General features: G+C 71.8%; 19 protein-coding genes. 14 read left to right on the forward strand and 5 right to left on the reverse strand.

Features of this window, described 5'->3' with window-relative positions; all coding sequences use genetic code 11:
• Positions 1-13: 13 nt before the first annotated feature.
• Positions 14-1,024, reverse strand: coding sequence for a M28 family metallopeptidase (locus tag ACSQ2D_RS08135; protein WP_435985453.1), 1,011 nt, complete (start codon positions 1,022-1,024; stop codon positions 14-16).
• A 70-nt stretch (positions 1,025-1,094) separates the two neighbouring features.
• Complete coding sequence (locus tag ACSQ2D_RS08140; RefSeq protein WP_435985454.1) at positions 1,095-2,465, reverse strand: FAD-binding oxidoreductase; 1,371 nt, start codon at positions 2,463-2,465, stop codon at positions 1,095-1,097.
• Positions 2,466-2,739: 274 nt separating this feature from the next.
• Between ACSQ2D_RS08140 and ileS the strand changes: the two genes are divergently transcribed.
• The 11 genes from ileS to ACSQ2D_RS08195 all read left to right on the forward strand — a co-directional run bounded on the left by ileS (position 2,740) and on the right by ACSQ2D_RS08195 (position 15,055).
• Positions 2,740-6,027, forward strand: coding sequence for an isoleucine--tRNA ligase (gene ileS, locus ACSQ2D_RS08145; RefSeq protein ID WP_435985455.1), 3,288 nt, complete (start codon positions 2,740-2,742; stop codon positions 6,025-6,027).
• A complete protein-coding gene (locus tag ACSQ2D_RS08150; protein ID WP_435985456.1) occupies positions 6,024-6,626 on the forward strand; it encodes a GNAT family N-acetyltransferase in 603 nt (200 codons plus the stop codon). Before ileS ends, ACSQ2D_RS08150 begins: the two co-directional genes overlap by 4 nt.
• Complete coding sequence (locus tag ACSQ2D_RS08155) at positions 6,623-8,014, forward strand: bifunctional folylpolyglutamate synthase/dihydrofolate synthase (protein ID WP_435985457.1); 1,392 nt, start codon at positions 6,623-6,625, stop codon at positions 8,012-8,014. The genes ACSQ2D_RS08150 and ACSQ2D_RS08155 overlap by 4 nt, the downstream gene beginning before the upstream one ends.
• Before the next feature lie 61 nt (positions 8,015-8,075).
• Positions 8,076-8,522, forward strand: a complete 447-nt coding sequence (locus ACSQ2D_RS08160; RefSeq protein WP_435985458.1) for a hypothetical protein — start codon at positions 8,076-8,078, stop codon at positions 8,520-8,522.
• Positions 8,523-8,567: 45 nt separating this feature from the next.
• Positions 8,568-8,987, forward strand: a complete 420-nt coding sequence (locus ACSQ2D_RS08165; RefSeq protein ID WP_435985459.1) for a DUF4233 domain-containing protein — start codon at positions 8,568-8,570, stop codon at positions 8,985-8,987.
• Positions 8,984-9,412, forward strand: a complete 429-nt coding sequence (gene ndk / locus ACSQ2D_RS08170) for a nucleoside-diphosphate kinase (protein ID WP_435985460.1) — start codon at positions 8,984-8,986, stop codon at positions 9,410-9,412. The genes ACSQ2D_RS08165 and ndk overlap by 4 nt, the downstream gene beginning before the upstream one ends.
• Before the next feature lie 18 nt (positions 9,413-9,430).
• Positions 9,431-10,465: a rod shape-determining protein gene (locus ACSQ2D_RS08175; RefSeq protein ID WP_435985461.1), complete on the forward strand. Its 1,035-nt coding sequence runs from the start codon at positions 9,431-9,433 to the stop codon at positions 10,463-10,465.
• 4 nt (positions 10,466-10,469) lie between these two features.
• Entirely contained in the window at positions 10,470-11,339 is an 870-nt protein-coding gene (mreC, locus tag ACSQ2D_RS08180) for a rod shape-determining protein MreC (RefSeq protein ID WP_435985462.1), read from the forward strand.
• Positions 11,336-11,836: a rod shape-determining protein MreD gene (locus tag ACSQ2D_RS08185; RefSeq protein WP_435985463.1), complete on the forward strand. Its 501-nt coding sequence runs from the start codon at positions 11,336-11,338 to the stop codon at positions 11,834-11,836. The genes mreC and ACSQ2D_RS08185 overlap by 4 nt, the downstream gene beginning before the upstream one ends.
• Positions 11,833-13,836, forward strand: coding sequence for a peptidoglycan D,D-transpeptidase FtsI family protein (locus tag ACSQ2D_RS08190; RefSeq protein WP_435985464.1), 2,004 nt, complete (start codon positions 11,833-11,835; stop codon positions 13,834-13,836). The genes ACSQ2D_RS08185 and ACSQ2D_RS08190 overlap by 4 nt, the downstream gene beginning before the upstream one ends.
• Positions 13,837-13,918: 82 nt before the next feature.
• The gene (locus ACSQ2D_RS08195; protein ID WP_435985465.1) at positions 13,919-15,055 is read left to right on the forward strand and encodes an FUSC family protein; all 1,137 of its coding nucleotides are present in this window, start codon (positions 13,919-13,921) and stop codon (positions 15,053-15,055) included.
• A gap of 291 nt (positions 15,056-15,346) precedes the next feature.
• Here ACSQ2D_RS08195 and mctP read toward each other — a convergent pair whose 3' ends face one another.
• Positions 15,347-17,056 carry a monocarboxylate uptake permease MctP gene (gene mctP / locus ACSQ2D_RS08200; RefSeq protein WP_435985466.1) on the reverse strand — a complete coding sequence of 570 codons (1,710 nt, stop codon included), beginning with the start codon at positions 17,054-17,056 and terminating at the stop codon, positions 15,347-15,349.
• Complete coding sequence (locus ACSQ2D_RS08205; protein ID WP_435985467.1) at positions 17,053-17,358, reverse strand: DUF3311 domain-containing protein; 306 nt, start codon at positions 17,356-17,358, stop codon at positions 17,053-17,055. Before ACSQ2D_RS08205 ends, mctP begins: the two co-directional genes overlap by 4 nt.
• 175 nt (positions 17,359-17,533) lie before the next feature.
• Here ACSQ2D_RS08205 and lpdA point away from each other — a divergent pair, with 175 nt between their 5' ends.
• Positions 17,534-18,931 carry a dihydrolipoyl dehydrogenase gene (gene lpdA, locus ACSQ2D_RS08210; RefSeq protein WP_435985468.1) on the forward strand — a complete coding sequence of 466 codons (1,398 nt, stop codon included), beginning with the start codon at positions 17,534-17,536 and terminating at the stop codon, positions 18,929-18,931.
• 212 nt (positions 18,932-19,143) lie between these two features.
• Positions 19,144-19,746: a hypothetical protein gene (locus ACSQ2D_RS08215; RefSeq protein ID WP_435985469.1), complete on the forward strand. Its 603-nt coding sequence runs from the start codon at positions 19,144-19,146 to the stop codon at positions 19,744-19,746.
• A 151-nt stretch (positions 19,747-19,897) separates the two neighbouring features.
• On the opposite strand, the gene ACSQ2D_RS08220 is transcribed toward ACSQ2D_RS08215, so the two are convergent.
• On the reverse strand, positions 19,898-20,053 hold the full coding sequence (locus ACSQ2D_RS08220) for a DUF6131 family protein (protein ID WP_196805932.1): 156 nt from the start codon (positions 20,051-20,053) through the stop codon (positions 19,898-19,900).
• Between the two features lie 305 nt (positions 20,054-20,358).
• Between ACSQ2D_RS08220 and rpsO the strand changes: the two genes are divergently transcribed.
• Positions 20,359-20,628 carry a 30S ribosomal protein S15 gene (gene rpsO / locus ACSQ2D_RS08225; protein WP_020142650.1) on the forward strand — a complete coding sequence of 90 codons (270 nt, stop codon included), beginning with the start codon at positions 20,359-20,361 and terminating at the stop codon, positions 20,626-20,628.
• Positions 20,629-20,760 lie beyond the last annotated feature (132 nt).

Consider the following 20,760-nt stretch of genomic DNA (forward strand, 5'->3'; position numbering starts at 1 on the left):
CGGCGCGTCGGGCTCAGCGCAGCGAGCGGATCCAGGCCCAGAGGACGGCGCCGGATCGTGCGAGCTGACTCCGGTCGACGACGGAGGGCACGTCGCCGGCCGAGTGGTAGGCCGCGTAAGGCACGCTGCCGAGCCGGGCGGCGGGGATGCCGGCCTTCTCGAACGACACGTGGTCGCTCGCCCTGTTGACACACCCCCTGGTCGGCGCGGCGGCGCCCGCCGCGCGACGGATCGCCTGCGCGAGCGAGGCGTCGGCGCCCGCGACGTGGCACACCGGCACCGCTGCCGCCCGGACGCCGACGCGGTCGAGGGCGACCATGCCACGCACGGCGCGACGCTCCGCCGCACCGAGCGAGCGGACGAGGTGCCGCGAGCCGAACGCATACACCGTGCCGTTGCCGCCGCGTGCCTCCTCCGCGCCGAACGCCACGAACCGCACGGGGAGGGCGCCGGACTGCTGGCGCGTCATCCTGGCAACCTCGGCCATGACCATGAGGCCGGAGGCGTTGTCCTCGGCTCCGGGTGACTGGGGCACGGTGTCGAGGTGCGCCCCGACGACGACGTGCGGCGCCGTCGGGTCGAAGCCGGGCGGGTCGGCGACGACGTTCACCGTCGTGCCGGCCGGGACCCGGACCCCCCACGAGACCCCGGCGGGCACCGCGACGGGCTGGAGGGTGACGCGGTAGCCCGCCGCGCGCAACCGCCCGGCGACGTAGGCGGCCGCCCGGTCGCTCGCCGGGCTCGCCGCGTCGCGCGGTCCGAGCGACGCCAGAGCACGTATGCCGCCCAGCACCCTGTCGACGTCGAAGGGGTCCGCGCGTGGCGGGGGAGCAGACGTCGCCGGAGCCGGTGCGGCCGGACGAGTCGCCGTGGCTGCAGCCGAGGAGGTCGAGGAGGGAGAGACGGGCGAGGAGGCCGTCGAGGACGGCGTCGTCGAGACGCTGTGGCCGGCCGGCGACCCGCCCGTGCAGGCTGCCGCCGCCAGTGCGACGGCTGCAACGAGACCGGCGCCGCGGATGCCCATCACCCACGCTAACCCGGGAGTGCGGTGGATCCCCGGCACCAGGTGCCGGGGACCAACCGCACCCGACAGGTCAACGGGGTGCGACGGGGAAGACCTTGCCGGGGTTCATGATCCCGAGCGGGTCGAAGACGGCCTTGAGGCGGCGCTGCCGGTCGAGCTCGGCGTCCCCGAGCTCGAGACCGAGCCACGGCACCTTGACCGAGCCGATGCCGTGCTCGCCCGTGATGGTGCCGTCGAGCGAGAGCCCGAGCCGGATGAGGTCGTCGAAGGCCTCCCACGCGCGCGCCAGGCTGTCGGGGTCGTCGTGGGCGAAGACGATCGAGGGGTGCAGGTTGCCGTCGCCGCCGTGGCCACTCACCGGGATGAGCACCGACCGGCGCTCCGAGATGGCCTCGATGCCGCGGACGAACTCGGCGAGCCGGCCGATGGGCACGCACATGTCCTCGGCGAGACGCCCGCCCATCGCCTCGAACGCGGTGCTCATGACGCGGCGCCCCGCGAGCAGCGCCTCCGACTCCTGCGCGTCGTCGGCGACCGCGACGTCGGTCGCGCCCGCGGACTCCAGCAGGGCGGCATACCTCGCGACGTCGTCGGCGACGTGGCCCGGGCGGTCGGACTGGACGAGCAGCACCGCGGCGCAGTCGTCGGGGAAGCCGAAGTCGCCGAAGGCCTGGATGGCCCGGACGCTCGTGCGGTCGATGATCTCGAGCAGGCACGGGCGGTGCGGGTCGCGGCGCAGGGCGACGATGCCGGCCACGGCCGCGTCGAGCGAGTCGAAGACGGCGAGCGCCGTCAGGGCGGGGTCGGGGGCGGGGTCGAGCCGGACCACGGCCTCGGTGACGACGCCGAGGGTGCCCTCCGAGCCGACGAAGAGCCCGGTCAGGTCGTAGCCGGCGACACCCTTGGCGGTGCGGTGACCGGTGCGCATGACCTCGCCGCCGGGGAGCACGACCTGCAGGGCCTTGACCCAGTCGGACGTCACGCCGTACTTGACGCAGCACAGCCCGCCGGCGTTCGTCGCGATGTTGCCGCCGATGGTGCACGTCTCCCACGAGGCGGGGTCGGGGCCGTAGAAGAGGCCGGCCGCGGCCGCCGCACGCTTGAGGTCGGCGTTGACGACGCCGGGGCCGACGACGGCATACCCCTCGAGCTCGTTGACCTCGTGGATCTCGTCGAGCGCCTCGACGTTGAGGACGATGCAGTCCTCGGTGGCGACGGCGCCGCCCGAGCGCGACGTGCGCGCTCCCTGCGGCACGACCGCGGTGCCGGTGGCCTGTGCGTGCTCGAGCACGGCCACGACGTCGCTGACGTCGCGGGCCCGCACGACGGCGAAGTCGTCGGGCGGGGGAGCGAGGGCGACGGTCGCGTCGAGCGCGTACGACCGACGCACGTCGGGGTCGGTGACCTCACGATGGGCGATCTGCTCGGGCAGGCTGGGCATGCTGACAGGCTAGACTGGACGGCACAGGCGTCGGAGCCGTGTATCAGCGGCGAGCCTCCGGAAGAACAGGGTCACCCTCCTCGGCGGGTGGCCCCCACTAGAACCGGACGGGTGGGCCCGTCACAGCCTTCGACAAGAGCGGTCGTATGCGGTCAGCCCGGGCGGGCGGGCGCGTGCGGCAAGCGGGGTGGTACCGCGGCAGCCTCCGGCAGGAGACGTCGTCCTCGTGGCAGAGACGAGCGACCAACAGACGCGAACGCAGGAGACCACGAGCATGACCTATCCCAAGGTCACCACGAACGACGACGCCGGCCAGTCCACGACGGGCGGTGTCCCGTCCAACCCGCGCTTCCCCGAGATCGAGCAGCGGGTCCTCAGGTACTGGGACGAGGACGGCACGTTCATCGCGTCGGTCGAGGGCCGCGACGCCGGCACCGACGGCTCCAACGAGTTCGTCTTCTACGACGGACCGCCCTTCGCCAACGGTCTGCCGCACTACGGCCACCTGCTCACCGGCTACGTCAAGGACATCGTCCCGCGCTACCAGACGATGCGCGGCAAGCGCGTCGAGCGCCGCTTCGGCTGGGACACCCACGGCCTGCCCGCCGAGCTCGAGGCGCAGCGCCAGCTCGGCCTCAAGACGAAGCAGGACATCGTCGAGCTCGGCATCGACACGTTCAACGACGCCTGCCGCAGCTCGGTGCTCAAGTACACCGGCGAGTGGCGCGACTACGTGACGCGCCAGGCGCGCTGGGTCGACTTCGACCACGACTACAAGACGCTCGAACCCTCCTACATGGAGTCGGTCATCTGGGCCTTCAAGCAGCTGCACGACAAGGGCCTGGTCTACGAAGGCTTCCGCGTCCTGCCCTACTGCTGGAACGACCAGACGCCGCTGTCCAACCACGAGCTGCGCATGGACGACGACGTCTACAAGATGCGCCAGGACCCCGCCGTCACCATCGGCCTGCGGCTCGAGACCGGCGAGCTCGCCCTCGTGTGGACGACGACGCCGTGGACCCTGCCCGCCAACCTCGGCATCATGGTCGGCCCCGACATCGACTACGTCGTCGTCGAGTCCGACGTGACGGGCACGACCGAGCGCTACGTCATCGGCGCGGCCCGCCTCGCGGCCTACGCCAAGGACCTCTTCGGGGCCGACGTCGACCTGGGCGCCCTCGAGGAGCGCGTCGTCGAGCGGCTCACGGGCCGCGACCTGCTCGGCCGCTCGTTCACGCCGCCGTTCTCCTACTACGAGGGGCACGAGCGCGCCCACCGCGTCTTCCCGGCCGACTTCGTCACCACCGAGGACGGCACGGGCCTCGTCCACACCGCCGGCGCCTTCGGTGAGGAGGACAAGATCGTCACCGACGCGGCCGGCATCGAGCCGGTCGTGCCCGTCGGCGCCGACGGCCGGTTCCTCTGGCCCGTCACCGACTACGAGGGCATGCACGTCTTCGACGCCAACGCCCACATCATCGACCACCTCAAGGCGGCGACCCGCGGCGAGGGCGAGACCGGCTCGGTGACGGCCGGCACGGTGCTGCTGCGCCGCGAGACCTACGACCACAGCTACCCGCACTGCTGGCGCTGCCGCGAGCCCCTCATCTACATGGCGGTCTCGTCGTGGTTCGTCGAGGTCACGAAGATCAAGGAGCGGATGCTCGAGCTCAACCAGGAGATCGAGTGGACGCCCTCCCACATCAAGGACGGCCAGTTCGGCAAGTGGCTCGCCAACGCGCGCGACTGGTCCATCTCGCGAAACCGCTTCTGGGGCAGCCCGATCCCCGTGTGGAAGTCCGACAACCCGGAGTTCCCGCGCCTCGACGTCTACGGCTCGTTCGAGGAGCTGGAGCGCGACTTCGGCGTCGAGGTCACCGACCTGCACCGGCCCTTCATCGACAGCCTGACGCGTCCGAACCCCGACGACCCGTCGGGGCGGTCGACCATGCGCCGCGTCGAGGACGTCCTCGACGTCTGGTTCGACTCCGGCTCGATGAGCTTCGCCCAGGTGCACTACCCGTTCGAGAACGCCGACTGGTTCGAGCACCACTTCCCGGGTGACTTCATCGTCGAGTACATCGGCCAGACGCGCGGGTGGTTCTACACCCTGCACATCCTCGCCACGGCGCTCTTCGACCGGCCCGCCTTCAAGACGTGTGTCAGCCACGGCATCGTCCTCGGGTCCGACGGCCAGAAGATGAGCAAGTCGCTGCGCAACTACCCCGACGTCCGCGAGGTCTTCGACCGCGACGGCGCCGACGCCATGCGCTGGTTCCTCATGAGCAGCCCGATCCTGCGCGGCGGCAACCTCGTCGTCACCGAGCAGGGCATCCGCGACGGCGTGCGCCAGGTCATGATCCCGCTGTGGAACGCGTGGTCGTTCTTCTCGCTCTACGCCAACACGGCGCGCGGCGGTGAGGGCTACGAGGCGAAGCGCTCGACGACCTCGTCCGACGTGCTCGACCGCTACCTGCTCGCCAAGCTGCGCGAGTTCGTCGGCGACATGACCGAGCAGCTCGACGCCTACGAGATCGCCGCTGCGTGCGACACGATGCGCGCCTTCCTCGACGTGCTGACCAACTGGTACATCCGCCGCTCCCGCGACCGCTTCTGGGGCGGGGAGACCGACGAGTCGCTCGCGGCCTTCGACACCCTGTGGACCGCGCTCGAGACGGTCACGCGTGCCACGGCGCCCCTGCTGCCGCTCGTGACCGAGGAGATCTGGCGCGGCCTGACGGGCGAGCGCTCGGTGCACCTCACCGACTACCCGACGGTCGACGACCTCCCGGCCGACCACGAGCTCGTCGTCGCGATGGACCGGGCGCGGGAGATCTGCTCGACCGGCTCGAGCCTGCGCAAGGCCCGGGGCCTGCGCGCGCGCCTGCCCCTCGCCGAGCTGACCGTCGTCGCGGCCGACCCGGCCGCGCTGGAGCCGTTCCGGGCGATCATCCAGGACGAGCTCAACGTCAAGGCGCTGACCTTCGTCGACGTCGCGACGGCGAGCGAGGCCGACTTCGGCGTCAGCCAGCGCCTGACCGTCAACGCCCGCGCGGCCGGACCGCGCCTGGGCAAGGACGTCCAGCGCGCCATCAAGGGCAGCAAGTCGGGCGACTGGAGCGTCGACGCCGACGGCACGGTCACGTCCGGCGGGCTCGCGCTCGTCGAGGGCGAGTACGCCCTCGAGACCGTCGTCGCCGGTGACGCCGACGCGGGTGCCACGGCGATGCTCCCCTCGGGCGGCTTCGTCGTGCTCGACACGACCGTCACCTCCGAGCTGGCCTCCGAGGGCCTGGCCCGTGACCTCGTCCGCGCGGTCCAGCAGGCCCGTCGCGACACCGGCCTGCACGTCAGCGACCGCATCAGCCTGACGGTCCAGGGCGGCGCCGAGGTGTTCGAGGCCACGGTGACCCACCGCGACCTCATCGTCGGGGAGACGCTCGCGACGCAGTTCGCCGCGGCCGGACCCGACCACGCGCTGCCCGACGGGCTGCCGGGCACACCGACCGACGTCGTCCTCGGCGACAACCACCCGGCGACGATCCTCGTGGTCAAGCGATGATCGCCGCGAACCGCGAGGACGAGCTGGAGGGCGCCGACGTGAGCACGACCCCCGACCCCGACCCGACCGACCACGACACCCGCACGGACGGGCGACCGGCCGACGGCGTCGTCGTGCGGGGGGCCGTGGGCGACGACCTGGCGGGCGTGCTGTCCGTCGGTCACCGGACCTGGCTCGCGACCTACGAGCCGATCGCCGGGCCCGAGTACGTCGCCATGGGACTGGCCAAGTGGTGGACGAGCGACGTCGTCACCGACTCGATCCGCAAGGGCCGCACCCTCGTCGCCGTGAAGGGTGACGAGGTCGTCGGAGTGGCGACCTTCGGATCCCAGGACGAGTCGTTCGTGCTGTGGAAGCTCTACGTCCTCCCCGGCCACCACGGTCACGGCATCGGCTCGCGTCTCATGGACGCCGTCGTCGCCCGCGCCCTGGAGAGCGAGCACCCGCGCATCACCTTGTCCTACCTCGAGGGCAACCAGCAGGCGGCGCGCTTCTACACGCGGCACGGCTTCGTCGAGACGCACCGTGAGACACCCGGATCGGGCCTGCCCGAGAGCGTGTGGATGGTCCGCGAGCTGGGCACGGGGGAGCCGGCATGAACGGCCGCCCGGACGCCGCCGCCGTCGAGGCCGCGCGCAACCTCGAGGAAATGAAGCGGATGCGCGAGATCGAGGAGGAGATCCTCGCCCGAGCGCCCGAGAACGACATCGGTCCGTCGCTCGACCGCATCCGCGCGGTCATGGAGCTCGCCGGCGACCCGCAGCGCACCTACCCGACGATCCACCTCACCGGCACGAACGGCAAGACGTCGACGAGCCGCATGATCGACTCGATCCTGCGCGAGACCGGGCTGTCCACCGGACGCTTCACGTCGCCGCACCTGCACGACATCCGTGAGCGGATCACCTTGTCGGGCAAGCCGATCCCGCGCGAGAAGTTCATCGCCGCCTACGACGAGGTCGCGCCACTCATCGAGCTCGTCGATGCCCGGTCGCTCGAGTCCGGCGGCCGCCGGATGAACTTCTTCGAGGTGCTCGTCGCCCTCGCCTACGCCGCGTTCGCCGACGCCCCGGTCGACGTCGCGATCATCGAGGTCGGTCTCGGTGGCTCCTGGGACGCCACCAACGTCATCGACGCCCAGGTCGCCGTCGTCACCCCCGTCGACCTCGACCACACCCACCTGCTCGGTGACGACGTCGTGTCCATCGCCGAGGAGAAGAGCGGCATCATCAAGGCCGACTCCGTCACCGTCTCCGGCGTGCAGGACGAGGACGTCGCGCGCGTCCTGGTCGACCGCGTCGAGGAGGTCGGTGGTGCCCGGATCGTCTTCGAGGGCAACGACTTCGGCGTCCTCGCACGAGAGGTCGCGATCGGCGGCCAGCAGGTGTCGATCCGTGGGCTCGCGGGGGAGTACGCCGACCTCTTCCTCCCGCTCCACGGTGCGCACCAGGCGAGCAACCTCGCCACCGCGGTCGCGGCCGTGGAGTCCTTCCTCGGGGGCGGCGACCAGCGCATCGAGCCCGAGGTGCTGACCGCTGCCGTCGCGGGCATGACCTCCCCGGGGCGGCTCGAGATCGTCCGGCGGTCGCCGACCGTCCTCGTCGACGCGGCCCACAACCCGCACGGCGCCCGCTCGCTCGTGGCGGCTCTCGGGGAGGCGTTCTCCTTCACCCGTCTCGTCGGGCTCGTCGGCATCGTCGCCGACAAGGACGCCGCCGGGATGCTCGAGGTGCTCGAGCCCGCCCTCGACCACATCGTCGTCACCCGCAGCTCGTCGCCGCGCGCGATGCGGCCCGAGGCTCTCGGAGCGCTCGCCGTGGAGCTCTTCGGCGAGTCCCGGGTGACGGTGGTCCGCGACCTGCCGGACGCGCTCGAGCAGGCCGTGACGATCGCCGAGTCCGACGGCATGGGCGGCGGTGTCGTCGCCACCGGGTCGGTCATCACCGCGGGCGAGGTCCGGATGCTCCTCGGGCACACCGACCTCTGACCCCGCCGACCCCTCGACCCCTCGACCCCTCGACCCCTCGACCCCGACCTAGGCTGGCCCCATGCACCCTCTGGTGAAGCTCGTCCTCATCGTCATCGTCATCGTCGTCGCGGTCGTCGTCTGGGGACGGGTCATGGGACGCAAGGACCCCGACCGCGAGCTCGTCGGCCTAACCGACGCGGTCCGCGCCCGGGTGAGCCGCGAGATCAGCGCCGGCCACAAGATCAACGCCATCAAGATCTACCGCGAGGCGACGGGGGCACCGCTCGCCGACGCCAAGCGGGCCGTCGACAGCTGGTTCGTCCCGGGCCAGGGGCCGGGCGTGCGGGACGCGGCGGCCGCCTACACCGACGGTCGGCTCACCGACGAGGCCCGGTCGCGCATCAGCGAGCTCATCCTCGCCGGCCGGCGCGAGGACGCCATGAGCCTCTACGCCGAGGCGACGGGGGCGAGCGGCGCCGAGGCGCAGGCCATCATCCGCACCTGGGACACCACCCAGAACTACTGAGCCCCACCGGCCACGAGACCCACACCCGAGGCGAGACCCACTCCCATGCGTTCGATCATCTTCTACGGCCAGACCGGCAAGTTCACCTTCCGCATGCTCGCGACGGTGCTCGGTGGGCAGGCCATCTGCATCCTGCTCGGTGCGCTCGTGGCCCGGGCCATCGCGGCCACCGACGAGGGGAGCGGGCCGAGCACGGCATACCTCGTCGTCGGCCTCGGCCTGGGCGCTCTCAGCATCGTCGCAGCGGGCCTCATGCGTCGCCCGTGGGGCGTGACGCTCGGCTGGGTCGTGCAGGCCCTGACCCTGCTCAGCGCCCTCGTCGTGCCGATGATGCTCATCGTGGGCCTCTTCTTCCTCGCCCTCTGGGTCACCTGCCTCGTCAAGGGCACCCAGGTCGACGCCGTCGTCGCCCGCCGCGAAGCGGCCGCAGCCGACGGCGACGCGGCCGATAGGGTGGACGGGTGACCACCGAACGTTCCCTCGTCCTCGTCAAGCCCGACGGTTTCCAGCGCGGCCTCACCGGTGAGGTGCTGCGTCGCATCGAGGGGAAGGGCTACCGTCTGGTCGCCCTCTCCGTGCTGACGCCCACCCGTGAGCAGCTCTCCGCGCACTACGCCGAGCACGAGGGCAAGCCCTTCTACGAGCCCCTCGTCGAGTTCATGAGCTCCGGTCCCGTCACGGCGGTCGTCGTCGAGGGCCAGGACTGCGTCAAGGGCTTCCGCAGCCTGGCCGGCGCCACCAACCCGACCGAGGCCGCCCCGGGCACGATCCGCGGCGACCTCGGGCGCGACTGGGGCACCAAGGTGCAGCAGAACATCGTCCACGGATCCGACTCCCACGAGTCCGCCACACGCGAGATCGGCATCTGGTTCCCCGATCTCGAGGGCTGATCGGGGCACAATCGCGGCATGACCTCCCGACCGTGGCTGCGCCCCCTCGGGCGTGACCTCGCGATCGACCTCGGCACCGCCAACACCCTGATCCACGTCCGTGGGCGCGGGGTCGTCGTCGAGGAGCCGTCGGTCGTGGCCGTGGAGGTCGGCACCGGCCGGCTCGTCGCTGCCGGCACCCGGGCCAAGGAGATGCTCGGCCGGGCTCCGGGCACCATCCGGGCGGTCCGGCCGCTCCGGGACGGCGTCGTCTCCGACGCCGACGAGACCGAGCGCATGCTCCGGTGGTTCATCGACCAGGTGCGCACCTCACGGCTCGTGCGTCCCCGCATGGTGCTCTGCGTGCCGAGCGAGGTGACCGGGGTCGAGCGCCGCGCCCTCGAGGACGCCGCGACCCGGTGCGGTGCGCGCCGCGTCTACATGATCGAGGAGCCGATGGCGGCCGCCATCGGCTCGGGCCTGCCGGTCTACGAGACCGCGGCGAGCATGGTCGTCGACATCGGCGGCGGCACGACCGACGTCGCCGTCATCAGCCTCGGCGGCATCGTCACCTCGAACTCGCTGCGCATCGCCGGCGACGAGATCGACGAGGCCCTCATCGGCTACGTCAAGAGCGAGTACTCCCTCCTGCTCGGCGAGCGCAGCGCGGAGGACATCAAGGTCGCCGTCGGGTCGGTGTTCCCCCTGCGCGAGGAGCTGACGACCCGCCTGCGCGGCCGCGACCTCGTGACCGGGCTGCCCAAGACCGTGCAGGTGAGCTCGGTCGAGGTCCGCCGCGCCATCGAGACCCCGGTGCTCCAGATCATCGAGCTCGTCCGCGCGACGCTCGACGTGTGCCCGCCCGAGCTCGCCGGTGACATCCTCGACCGCGGCATCACGCTGACCGGGGGAGGCGCCCTGCTGCGCGGTCTCGACGAGCGGATGCGCCACGAGCTCGGCGTGCCGGTCCAGGTCGCCGACGACCCGCTGCGGGCGGTGGTGCGCGGCGCCGGTCGGTGCGTCGACGAGTTCGCCGGCCTCGAGCGCGTCCTCGTCGGGGACCACCGCCTCTAGTCGCATGCAACCCACCGTCCGCCGCCGTCTCCTCGTCGTCCTCGCCTCGCTCACCCTCGCGCTGCTCGTCGCCGACCTCGCCCATCTGGCCGTCGCCGACGGGGTCCGCCGGACGGGCGGCCTGGTGCTCGGCCCGGTGCAGCGCGCCCTCGCCGGGGCGCCGCGTGACGACGTCGCCGCGCTCGAGAGCGAGAACGTCCGCCTGCGCGCGGTGGCCGCCGAGCAGCAGCACCGCCTCGAGGAGCTCGGTCGGCTCGACGAGCTCCTCGGCTCTGACGCCACGACCGGTCGCACGCTCGTGCCGGCGCGCGTCGTCGCCACCGACGTCAGCGCGCTCGGCGGACGGAGCGTGACGATCGACGTCGGCTCGAGGGACGGGGTCCGCACCGACTCGACGGTCGTGGCTGCCGACGGTCTCGTCGGCCGCGTCGTGGCCGTCTCGCCGTGGACGAGCGACGTGCAGGTCCTCGGCAGCGCCGGCTCGGTCGTCGCGGTGCGCGTCGGCCCGGCCGGCACGCTCGGCACGGTGTCGCCGCCGGCACCCGGCGACTCCGAGTCCCGTCCCCGTGGCTCGCTCCGGCTCGTGGGCATCGCACCGTCCACCCCCGTCGTCGGCGACGTCGTCCGCACCCTCGGCAGCGTCGACGAGACGCCGTATGCCGCCGGGATCGTCGTCGGGACCGTGACCGCCGTCGACCCCGACCGGGGCCAGCTGACGCGCGGCGCGACGGTGCGCCCGGCCATCGATCCCGACGCGATCGACGTCGTCGCCGTGCTCGTCCCGACCGCACGCTCGACCCCGCGCTCGACCCCGCGCTCGACGGAGGGTGCGACCGCGCCCGCCACCCGCCCGACGACGGGCTCCGGACGATGAGGCCGACGCTGCTGGGAGTGCTGCGGACGGCATACGTCCTCGTCGCGGCGCTCGTCGTGGCGACCCTCCTGCCGCGTCTCGGCGTCGAGCCCCGCTGGGTGCCCGACCTCGTGCTCGTCGGGGTCGTGGCGACCGCCGTGCTCCGGGGCCCTGTGCACGGTGCCCTCGTGGGGCTGCTCGCCGGCTGGGTCGTCGAGCTCGTGCCGCCCGTCGGCAGCCCGGTCGGACTGACCCCCCTCGTCATGATGGTCGCCGGGCTCGTCGCAGGCCTCCTGCGCCGATCCTCGTCACGCTCACGGCTGAGAGCCCCGGCGGCCCTGCTCGCGGCGGCCGCCGTCGTGCTCGTCGCACGCCTCGGCTCGGCGGTCCTCGCCGAGGGCAGCGTCGAGCTGACCGACGGGCTGGTGCGGCTGCTCGTGACGGTGGCCGTCGGCGGGCTGCTGCTGCCGGCGTTCCTCGCGCTCGACCGGGCCCTCGTGCGCCGGAGGCTCGGGTGAACGGCCCGCGACGACGGGTCGGCGTCGCGGGGGTCGTGCTCGTCCTGCTCGTCACGCTCTTCGGGCTGCTGCTCGGCCGCCTCGGACAGCTCCAGCTCGTCGAGGGTCAGGACCTCGCCCGCGCCGCCGTCACGGTCAACACCCGAACCGTCAGCGAGCACGCCTTGCGCGGCCGCATCCTCGACCGCACCGGGGCGCCCTTCGTCGACAACACCTTCGACACCGTCGTCACGGTCCAGCGCTCGGTGCTCGTCGGGGCCGACGACGGCGGCCGCGACCTCGTGACGCGACTCGCGACCGCGGTCGGCCAGCCCTTCGAACGGTTGTGGGGCAAGACGATGCTCTGCGGCACGACCGGGGCGCCGCCGGCCCCGGCGTGCTTCAACGGCTCGCCCTACGTGCCGATCCCGGTCGCGACCGGTGTCGACGCGCGCCGCGCCCTGACGCTGCTCGAGCGGCCCGAGAAGTTCCCGGGCGTCGGGGTCACCGCCGAGCCCGCCCGCGCCTACCCCCGTCCGCGGGGAGCGCTGGCCTCCCACCTGCTCGGCTGGGTCGCCCGGGCCGGCGCCGACGACGTGAGCGGCAGCCAGGGACGCATCGACGCCGAGGACGTCGTCGGACGCTCGGGGCTCGAGTCGCAGTACGACCGCGTGCTGCGCGGCACCAACGGGAGCACGGTCGTCGCCATCGACCCCCGGGGGATCGTCACCGACACGGTCAGCGCCACGCCTCCCGTGGCCGGCCGTGACGTCGTGACCCACCTCGACGCGCGGCTGCAGGCGCGCACCGAGGCCGCGCTCGTGCGAGCCGTCGCGTCGGCACGGGCCCAGAAGCTGCGCGCCGACACCGCGGCCGCGGTCGTCGTCGACGTGACGAACGGTGCCGTCGTCGCCGCAGCCAGCTACCCGTCCTACGACCCGTCCGTCTTCTCCGGCGGCATCAGCACCACGGAGCTCGCGCGCCTCACCGACGAGCGAGCGGGCACGCCACTGCGCTCACGGTTGACGGCCGAGACGTTCCCGCCGGCCTCGACGTTCAAGGTCATCTCGGTGCCCGCGGCGGTCAGCTCCGGGGCCCGGCTCGACGGGACCTACGACTGCTCACCCAACGTCTCCGTCGGTGGCCGACTCTTCAACAACTTCGAGTCGCGCGGCTACGGTCCCATCGACCTCCACCGGGCCCTCGTCGTCTCCTGCGACACCGTCTTCTACCGCCTCGCGTATGCCGCGTGGCTCGAGCAGGGAGGCCTCGCCGCGCCCGTGAGCGCCGCCGACCCCTTCGTCTCGATGGCCAAGGCCTTCGGGCTCGGACGGCGCACCGGCGTCGACGTCCCGGGCGAGGCGGCCGGTCGCGTCCCCGACCGCGCCTGGAAGGAGCAGTACTGGCTCGCGACGAAGGACGAGACGTGCCGCCGGGCGAGCAGCGGCTACCCGGAGGTCGCCCGCACCGACCGCCAGCGTGCCGACTACCTCAAGCGGCTCGCCACCGAGAACTGCTCGGCCGGCTACCAGTACCGCGCGGGCGACGCCGTGAACTTCTCCATCGGCCAGGGCGACACGGCCGTGACGATCCTCCAGATGGCGGGGGTCTACGCCGCCATCGCCAACGGCGGCACCCTGTGGCAGCCCCAGGTGGCCGCCGGCTACCGCACGGCCGCCGGGGTGACGACGCCGATCGCGCCGAAGCGCGTCGCCACGGTGCCCCTGCGACGCGACGTGCTGGCATACGTCCGCTCTGCCCTCGGCGACGTGACCCGACCCGGGGGGTCGGCGGGGACGGCCTTCGCGGGCTTCCCCCAGGACCGCTACCCGCTCGCGGGCAAGACGGGGACGGGTGAGGTCTTCGGCAAGCAGGCGACTGCGTGGTTCGCGGGCTACGGACCGACGACGAGACCGAGGTATGCCGTCGTGGTCGTCGTCGGGCAGGGCGGCTCGGGCTCCAAGGTCGCGGCCCCTGCCGTGCGACAGATCTTCGATGCCATCCTTTCCCTGGGGCTCTAGCCCTGGACGATCGGATGCACGAGTGACTACCCGCACGACCCCCGGTGGCACCTGCCGCGGGGACCGACCGAGAGGCGCGTTCGTGGACGACTACCTGAGGAGCGACGCCCCGGTCGCCGAGGCCCTCGACCGTGCCTGGGACCGGAGCCGGCTCAGCGTCCGCACCCGGTTCGAGCGGCTGCGCTCGCGGATCTTCCTCCTCGTCCAGTGCGCCGTCTCCGCCGGTGTCGCCTGGTGGCTCGCGACCGACGTCTTCGGTCACGCCTCGCCCTTCTTCGCACCCATCGTCGCCGTCGTCTGCCTCGGCATGTCCTACGGCCAGCGGCTGCGCCGGGTCTTCGAGGTCGCGATCGGCGTCGCCGTCGGCGTCTTCACGGCCGACGTGTTCGTGCACGTCGCCGGCAGCGGCCCGTGGCAGATCGCCGCCGTGGTGCTCGTGTCGATGGCGATCGCGACCCTCCTCGACGGCGGGCCGGTCATCGTCACCCAGTCGGCCGTGCAGGGCATCGTCATCGCCGCCCTCGTCGCGAGCCCGGGCCAGGCGTTCGGCCGGTGGACCGACGCGCTCATCGGCGGTGGCATCGCGCTGGTCGCCGCCACGGTCGTGCCGCAGGCGCCGCTGCGTCGACCGCGGGTCGCGGCTGCCGAGGCGGTCCGCAAGATCGGTGAGCTGCTCCGGCGGGCGGCGGTCAGCGCGCGCGACGGCGACGTGGAGGGCGCGGCCGAGGTGCTGGCCTCGGCCCGCGGCACGGAGTCGCTGCTCCGCGAGCTGCGGCAGGCGGCCGACGAGGGCCTGTCGGTGATCACCTCGTCGCCCTTCAAGCGTCAGCACGCCGCCGGGGTGCGCAAGATGGTCGACCTCGTCGAGCCGCTCGACCGCGCGATGCGGAGCACGCGGGTGCTCGTCCGCCGGGTCACGGTCGCGGTCGGGCGCGGCGAGCCGTTGCCTCCCGGCTACGAGACGCTCCTGCTCGAGCTCGCGTCGGCGACCGACGTCATCGGGCGAGCGCTCTCCGAGAACGCCTCTCCCGAGGTCGGGCGGACGGCGCTGCTCGCGGTGGCGGCCGCGACGGGAGAGGTGCCGCGCACGTCGAGCCTCGCCACCGAGACGGTGCTCGCCCAGGTGCGCTCCACCATCGTCGACCTGCTCCAGGTCACCGGTCTCGACGTCGACGAGGCCATCGCCGCCCTCCCGCCCGAACGCCCCCGCGACCCCTGACCCGCCCCACTCGAGTGAGCGCCCCGCCCCACTCGAGTGGCCCCGTCGTCACACCTCTCGAGGCCCCCAATGGTCGAGTGGCCCCGTCGTCGCATCCTCGGAGGGTCCCACCCGGTCGAGTGGCCTCGTCGTCACATGGTGCGGGTGGGGTCACGGGGCCACTCGACGGGGTGGGGGCTGGCTCGGTGGGGCGGGTGGGGTCACGAGGCCACTCGACGGTGTGGGGAGTCGGGACGCGCGGAGGGCCGGGTCCTTGCGGACCCGGCCCTGCGGCATACGTGCTCGGACGAGTCAGGCAGACGGCGTCGTCTCGTGGGGGCCGACGGCCAGCTTCTCGACGCGGGGGTCACCGGCGTCGGCGAAGTAGTCGGCCGGGATCGTCGCGTCCTCGCCCTCCGGAGCCTTGGCGGCCCGGAGCACGAGGGTGAGGATCGCGGCGACGACGACGTTGATCGCGAAGGCGGTCACCGCGATGTAGCCGAGCTGCCCGATGAGGGGCATGTTCGCGACCGACCCGGCGAACGGAGCGCCGGTGGCCTTGTTGGTCACGTTGTACGCGGCCAGCGTGCCGTAGACCATGCCGACCGCCCAGCCGGCGAGCAGCGCCCAGCGGTGGAACCACCGCGTGTAGAGGTAGAACACCAGGGCCGGGAACGTCTGGAGGATCCAGATGCCGCCGAGGAGCTGGAAGTTGATCGCGTTGCTCTTGTCGAGGGTGAGCACGAAGATCAGCGCGAACGCCTTGACGACGAGCGAGGTGAGCTTGCTGACCTTCGCCTCCTGCTGCACGGTCGCGTCCGGCTTGATCCACGCCTTGTAGATGTTGCGCGTGAAGGTGTTGGCCGCCGCGATCGACATGATCGCTGCCGGGACGAGCGCCCCGATGGCGATCGCCGCGAACGCCACTCCCGCGAACCACGAGGGGAACATGTCCTCGAAGAGCTGGGGGATGACCAGCTGGCCGTTCACCTTGCCGTCGAGGCCCACGGGCTTCGTGCCGGCCGCGATGGCCACCCAGCCGAGCAGGGCCAGCAGGCCCAGGAGGAAGGAGTACGCCGGCAGGATCGAGGCGTTCTTGCGGATCGTGTTGCGGCTCTTGGCCGACAGCGTCGCCGTGATCGAGTGGGGGTACATGAACAGCGCCAGGGCCGAGCCGAGGGCGAGCGTGCCGTAGGCCCAGTACGCCTTGGGTCCGGGGATGAAGACGTTCGGGTTGCCCGTCGCCGGGTTGGTCGTCGTCGTCATCTTCTCCTTGGCCGAGTCGAACACGTGGCCCCAGCCGCCGACCTTGGAGGGCAGGTAGATGACGGCCACGATGATGACGAGGTAGATGAGGATGTCCTTGACGAAGGCGATGATCGCCGGCGCGCGAAGGCCCGAGGTGTACGTGTAGAGCGCGAGCACGAGGAACGCGATGAAGAGCGGCAGGTCCTTGGCGACCCAGTTGTTGCCGCCACCGACGCCGGCGACCTCGAGGACGGCCTGGATGCCGACGAGCTGCAGGGCGATGTAGGGCATCGTCGCGAGGAAGCCGGTGACGGCGACCGCGAGGGACAGGACCCGTGACCCCGAGCGGCCCTCGACGAAGTCGGCCGGCGTCACGTAGCCGTGGCGGTGCGACACCGACCAGAGGCGCGACATGAAGACGAAGATGATCGGGTAGAGGACGATCGTGTACGGCACGGCGAAGAAGCCGTTGACGGCTCCGAAGGCCCACATGGCGGCAGGCACGGCGACGAACGTGTAGGCCGTGTAGAGGTCACCGCCGAGCAGGAACCACGTGATCCACGTGCCGAACGAGCGCCCGCCGAGCCCCCACTCCTCGAGGCTCTCCATGCTCTCCGGGCGACGCCAGCGGGCCGCCCAGAAGCCGGCCCCGGCGACGACGACGAAGAAGAAGATGAGGACGGTGAGCGCGACGCCGTTGACGCCACCGGTGTCGGCGGCCGGTGCGAGAGCCGGTGCGAGAGCCGGTGCGAGAGCCGGTGCGAGGGCGGTCATCGGGTGCCGTCCTCTCGCGTGTCGTCGTCGTCGACGAAGGAGTCACCCTCGGGGTTCATCGGCACGTGCGGGCGTGCCTTGAGCACGATGCGGTAGGCCGTGTAGGTCAGGGCCGAGCAGAGGACCACCCAGAGGAACTGGTACCAGATGAAGAAGGGGAAGCCGCCGAGACGGGGCTCGTCCTTGGCATAGGTGCCGACGAGCATCAGGGCGACGATGGGGATGGCGAGGAGGACGCCGGCGAGGGCCAGCAGGCCCTTGTTCGCCGGTGGCGCCTCGTGACGGTGCGGAGTGGTGCTCACGCGGGTGACCTCCGTTGGTCGGGCCGGACGGGTTCGGCCGTGCGTCGGGGAAACTTACTCTCGCCACGGCGGTCCGTGTGCTCTGCGACACAGGGAAATGCACAGTTCTGCGCAGATCGTGATGTGCGGGTGGGCGCCGTCTCGGAGCGCTCCCGCTCACGGATAGGCTGGGGCCATGGCTGATTTCGATGTCGTTGTGCTCGGTGCCGGTCCTGGTGGCTACGTCGCGGCGATCCGCGCGTCGCAGCTCGGCAAGAAGGTCGCCGTCGTGGAGAAGCAGTACTGGGGCGGCGTCTGCCTCAACGTCGGCTGCATCCCGAGCAAGGCCCTGCTCAAGAACGCCGAGCTCGCGCACACCCTGACGCACGAGAAGAAGAAGTACGGCATCGAGGGCGACGCCACGATGAGCTTCGGCCCGACGCACGCCCGCAGTCGCTCCGTGTCGGCCGGCATCGTCAAGGGCGTCCACTTCCTCATGAAGAAGAACAAGATCGAGGAGATCGACGGCTGGGGCACCCTGACGTCGGCGTCCTCGATGGACGTGGCGCTCAACGACGGCTCGTCGCGCTCGATCACCTTCGACAACCTCATCCTCGCGACCGGCTCCGTGACGCGGATGATCCCGGGTGTCGAGGTCAGCAAGAACGTCGTGACCTACGAGGAGCAGATCCTCGACCCCGAGCTGCCCGGCTCGATCATCATCGCCGGCTCCGGCGCCATCGGCGTGGAGTTCGCCTACGTTATGAAGAACTTCGGCGTCGACGTGACGATCGTTGAGTTCCTCGACCGCATGGTGCCCACCGAGGACGCCGACGTGTCCAAGGAGCTGCTCAAGCACTACAAGAAGCTCGGCGTGAAGGTCATGCTCGGCACCAAGGTCGAGTCCGTCGAGGACACCGGCTCCGGCGTCAAGGTCACGGTCAGCCCCGCCGCCGGCGGCGACCAGCAGGTGCTCGAGGCCGACCGTCTCCTGTCGGCCATCGGCTTCGCGCCGCGTACCGAGGGCTTCGGCCTCGAGGCCACCGGCGTCGAGCTCACCGAGCGCGGCGCCATCGCCATCGACGAGTACGGCCGCACCAACGTCCCCAACGTCTACGCCATCGGTGACGTCACCGCGAAGCTCATGCTCGCCCACGTCGCCGAGGCCATGGGCATCGTCGCCGCCGAGACGATCGCCGGCGTCGAGACGATGGCGATCGACTTCGCCTTCATCCCGCGGGCGACGTACTGCCAGCCGCAGATCGGCTCGATGGGTCTGTCGGAGGCACAGGCCAGGGAGGCCGGCCACGACGTCAAGACGGCAACGTTCCCCTTCTCGGCCAACGGCAAGGCGATGGGCCTCGGCGAGCCCGTCGGCTTCGTCAAGGTCATCGCCGACGCGGAGCACAACGAGATCCTCGGCGCCGCGATGATCGGGCCCGACGTCACCGAGCTGCTCCCCGTCCTCAACCTCGCGCAGACGTGGGACCTCACGGCCGACGAGGTGTCGCGCACCGTCTTCGCGCACCCGACGCTCGGCGAGGCCGTCAAGGAGGCCGTGCACGGCATCGCCGGCCACATGATCAACTTCTGAGCCCCTCACGGACAGGCGTGCGTATGCCGTCCGGCCGGCTCACGAGGGCACTCCCGATCGTCGGGGGTGCCCTCGCGCTGTGTCTCGGCCCGTCCGGGTGCACGACGGATCAGCCTGCGCCGCAACCCGGGCCGACCGGTGCCTGGTTCGGCACCCCACCCGGAACGCAGCATGGAGCCACCGCGGTGGCCGCGCCGACACTCGGCGACGGCATGACCGCGGTGCCGGAGGACTCGGCCTGCGCGGCCGAGACCGACCGCAGTGCCACCTCACCGGTGCGGGCGGCGGAGCTGTGGCCGGGAGCCTCCGTCACGGGCGGGAGGGCGACCGAGGTGCGCGCCCGCCCCGGCGTGCCCTGCCCCGACGTGCCGGCGCCCGTGCCGGACTGTGCCCTGCCGGTCTTCGCGTGGTCGAGCTCGACGAACGAGGAGCTGCTCGGGTGGACGGGAGCCGACCGCGTGCTGTCGGGACTCGCCGGTGCCCGGGTCGCGGCGGCGTCCGACCCCGGCAAGGGCTCGCTCCAGGTCGGCTACGTGCGGCTGCGCTTCCGCGCCGGCGACCCCCGCCTCGGTGAGACCCGGGCGCAGCTCGAGGACGCGATGCGCCGGTGTGGCAGTGGTCGACCGGGCTCGTTGGGCGGTGTCACCGGCTTCGTCGCGACGCAGGAGAGCCTCGTCGGTGCCGACCCCGTCCGCACCCTGCTCGTGGCCGAGTCGGACCGGCTCGTCTGGGTGGCCCTCGACGGCGGTGCGTGGTCGGCCGCGAGCACCGAGCGGGCGGTCCGCCTCACCCTGGCGCGCCTGCGGACGTCCTGAACGCCCGGGGCACGCGTGGGTCGTGGGCGCGGGGTCGGCCACACGGCATACGACCCGGGTCACACGGCATACGACCGCTGCCGGCCGGGGACGCAAGACGCCCCCGCGGAAGTCCGCGGGGGCGTCTGGTTCCTGCTGGTGGTGCGACCGATCAGTACCAGTGCTTCCGGCCACCGATGGCGCGTCCCGACGCGCCGAGGATGAAGAGCACCGCGCCCACGACGACGAGAATGATGCCGATCGTGGTCAGGATGCTGATCTTGGCGAAGATGCCAATGAGCAGCAGGATGAGTCCGAGAACGATCATGGTGTCGCTTGTCTCCTTCAAGAGGGTTTCCCCGAGCAACCTCTGTCGTACCCATGCTCCGGGCCGGGCCAAACACGCCCGCGGTCACGAAACGGTCACGGCCGCCGACGTGTCCTCCGAGCCGCCCCGAAGCCCCCGTGAAGCCCCCGTGAAGCCCTCGTGACGCGCCCCGAAGGCCCGATTAGGGCGGCACGTACCCCGCTGTTACGCTTGGAGACGCCGTCGAACGGCCGCGGATTCGATAGCGCCCAGGTGGACATGCCCTGGAGCACCGCGCAACGAGATGAGAAGGAGTCGGTTCATCCATGCCTTTGGACGCTGACGTGAAGAAGCAGATCATGACCGAGTACGCCACGGTCGAGGGCGACACCGGCTCTCCCGAGGTCCAGATCGCGATGCTGACGCAGCGCATCAAGGACCTGACCGAGCACGCTCGGGCCCACAAGCACGACCACCACAGCCGTCGTGGTCTCCTCCTGCTGGTCGGCCGCCGCAAGCGCATGCTGCGCTACCTCGAGGCGACCGACATCGAGCGCTACCGTTCGCTGATCAAGCGACTCGGCCTGCGTCGATGAGTTCGTGACGAAAGGCGGTCACCGCGTTCTGCGGAGACCGCCTTTCGTCGTAGGTGCAGGCGGGCGACGCCCGTCGTCCGCCGCACCAGGGCCACTCGGCCCGAAGAAGGAAACCACGCACACAACGACGAT

The sequence above is a fragment of the Terrabacter sp. LjRoot27 genome, assembly GCF_964254175.1.
Classification (GTDB): Bacteria; Actinomycetota; Actinomycetes; order Actinomycetales; family Dermatophilaceae; genus Terrabacter.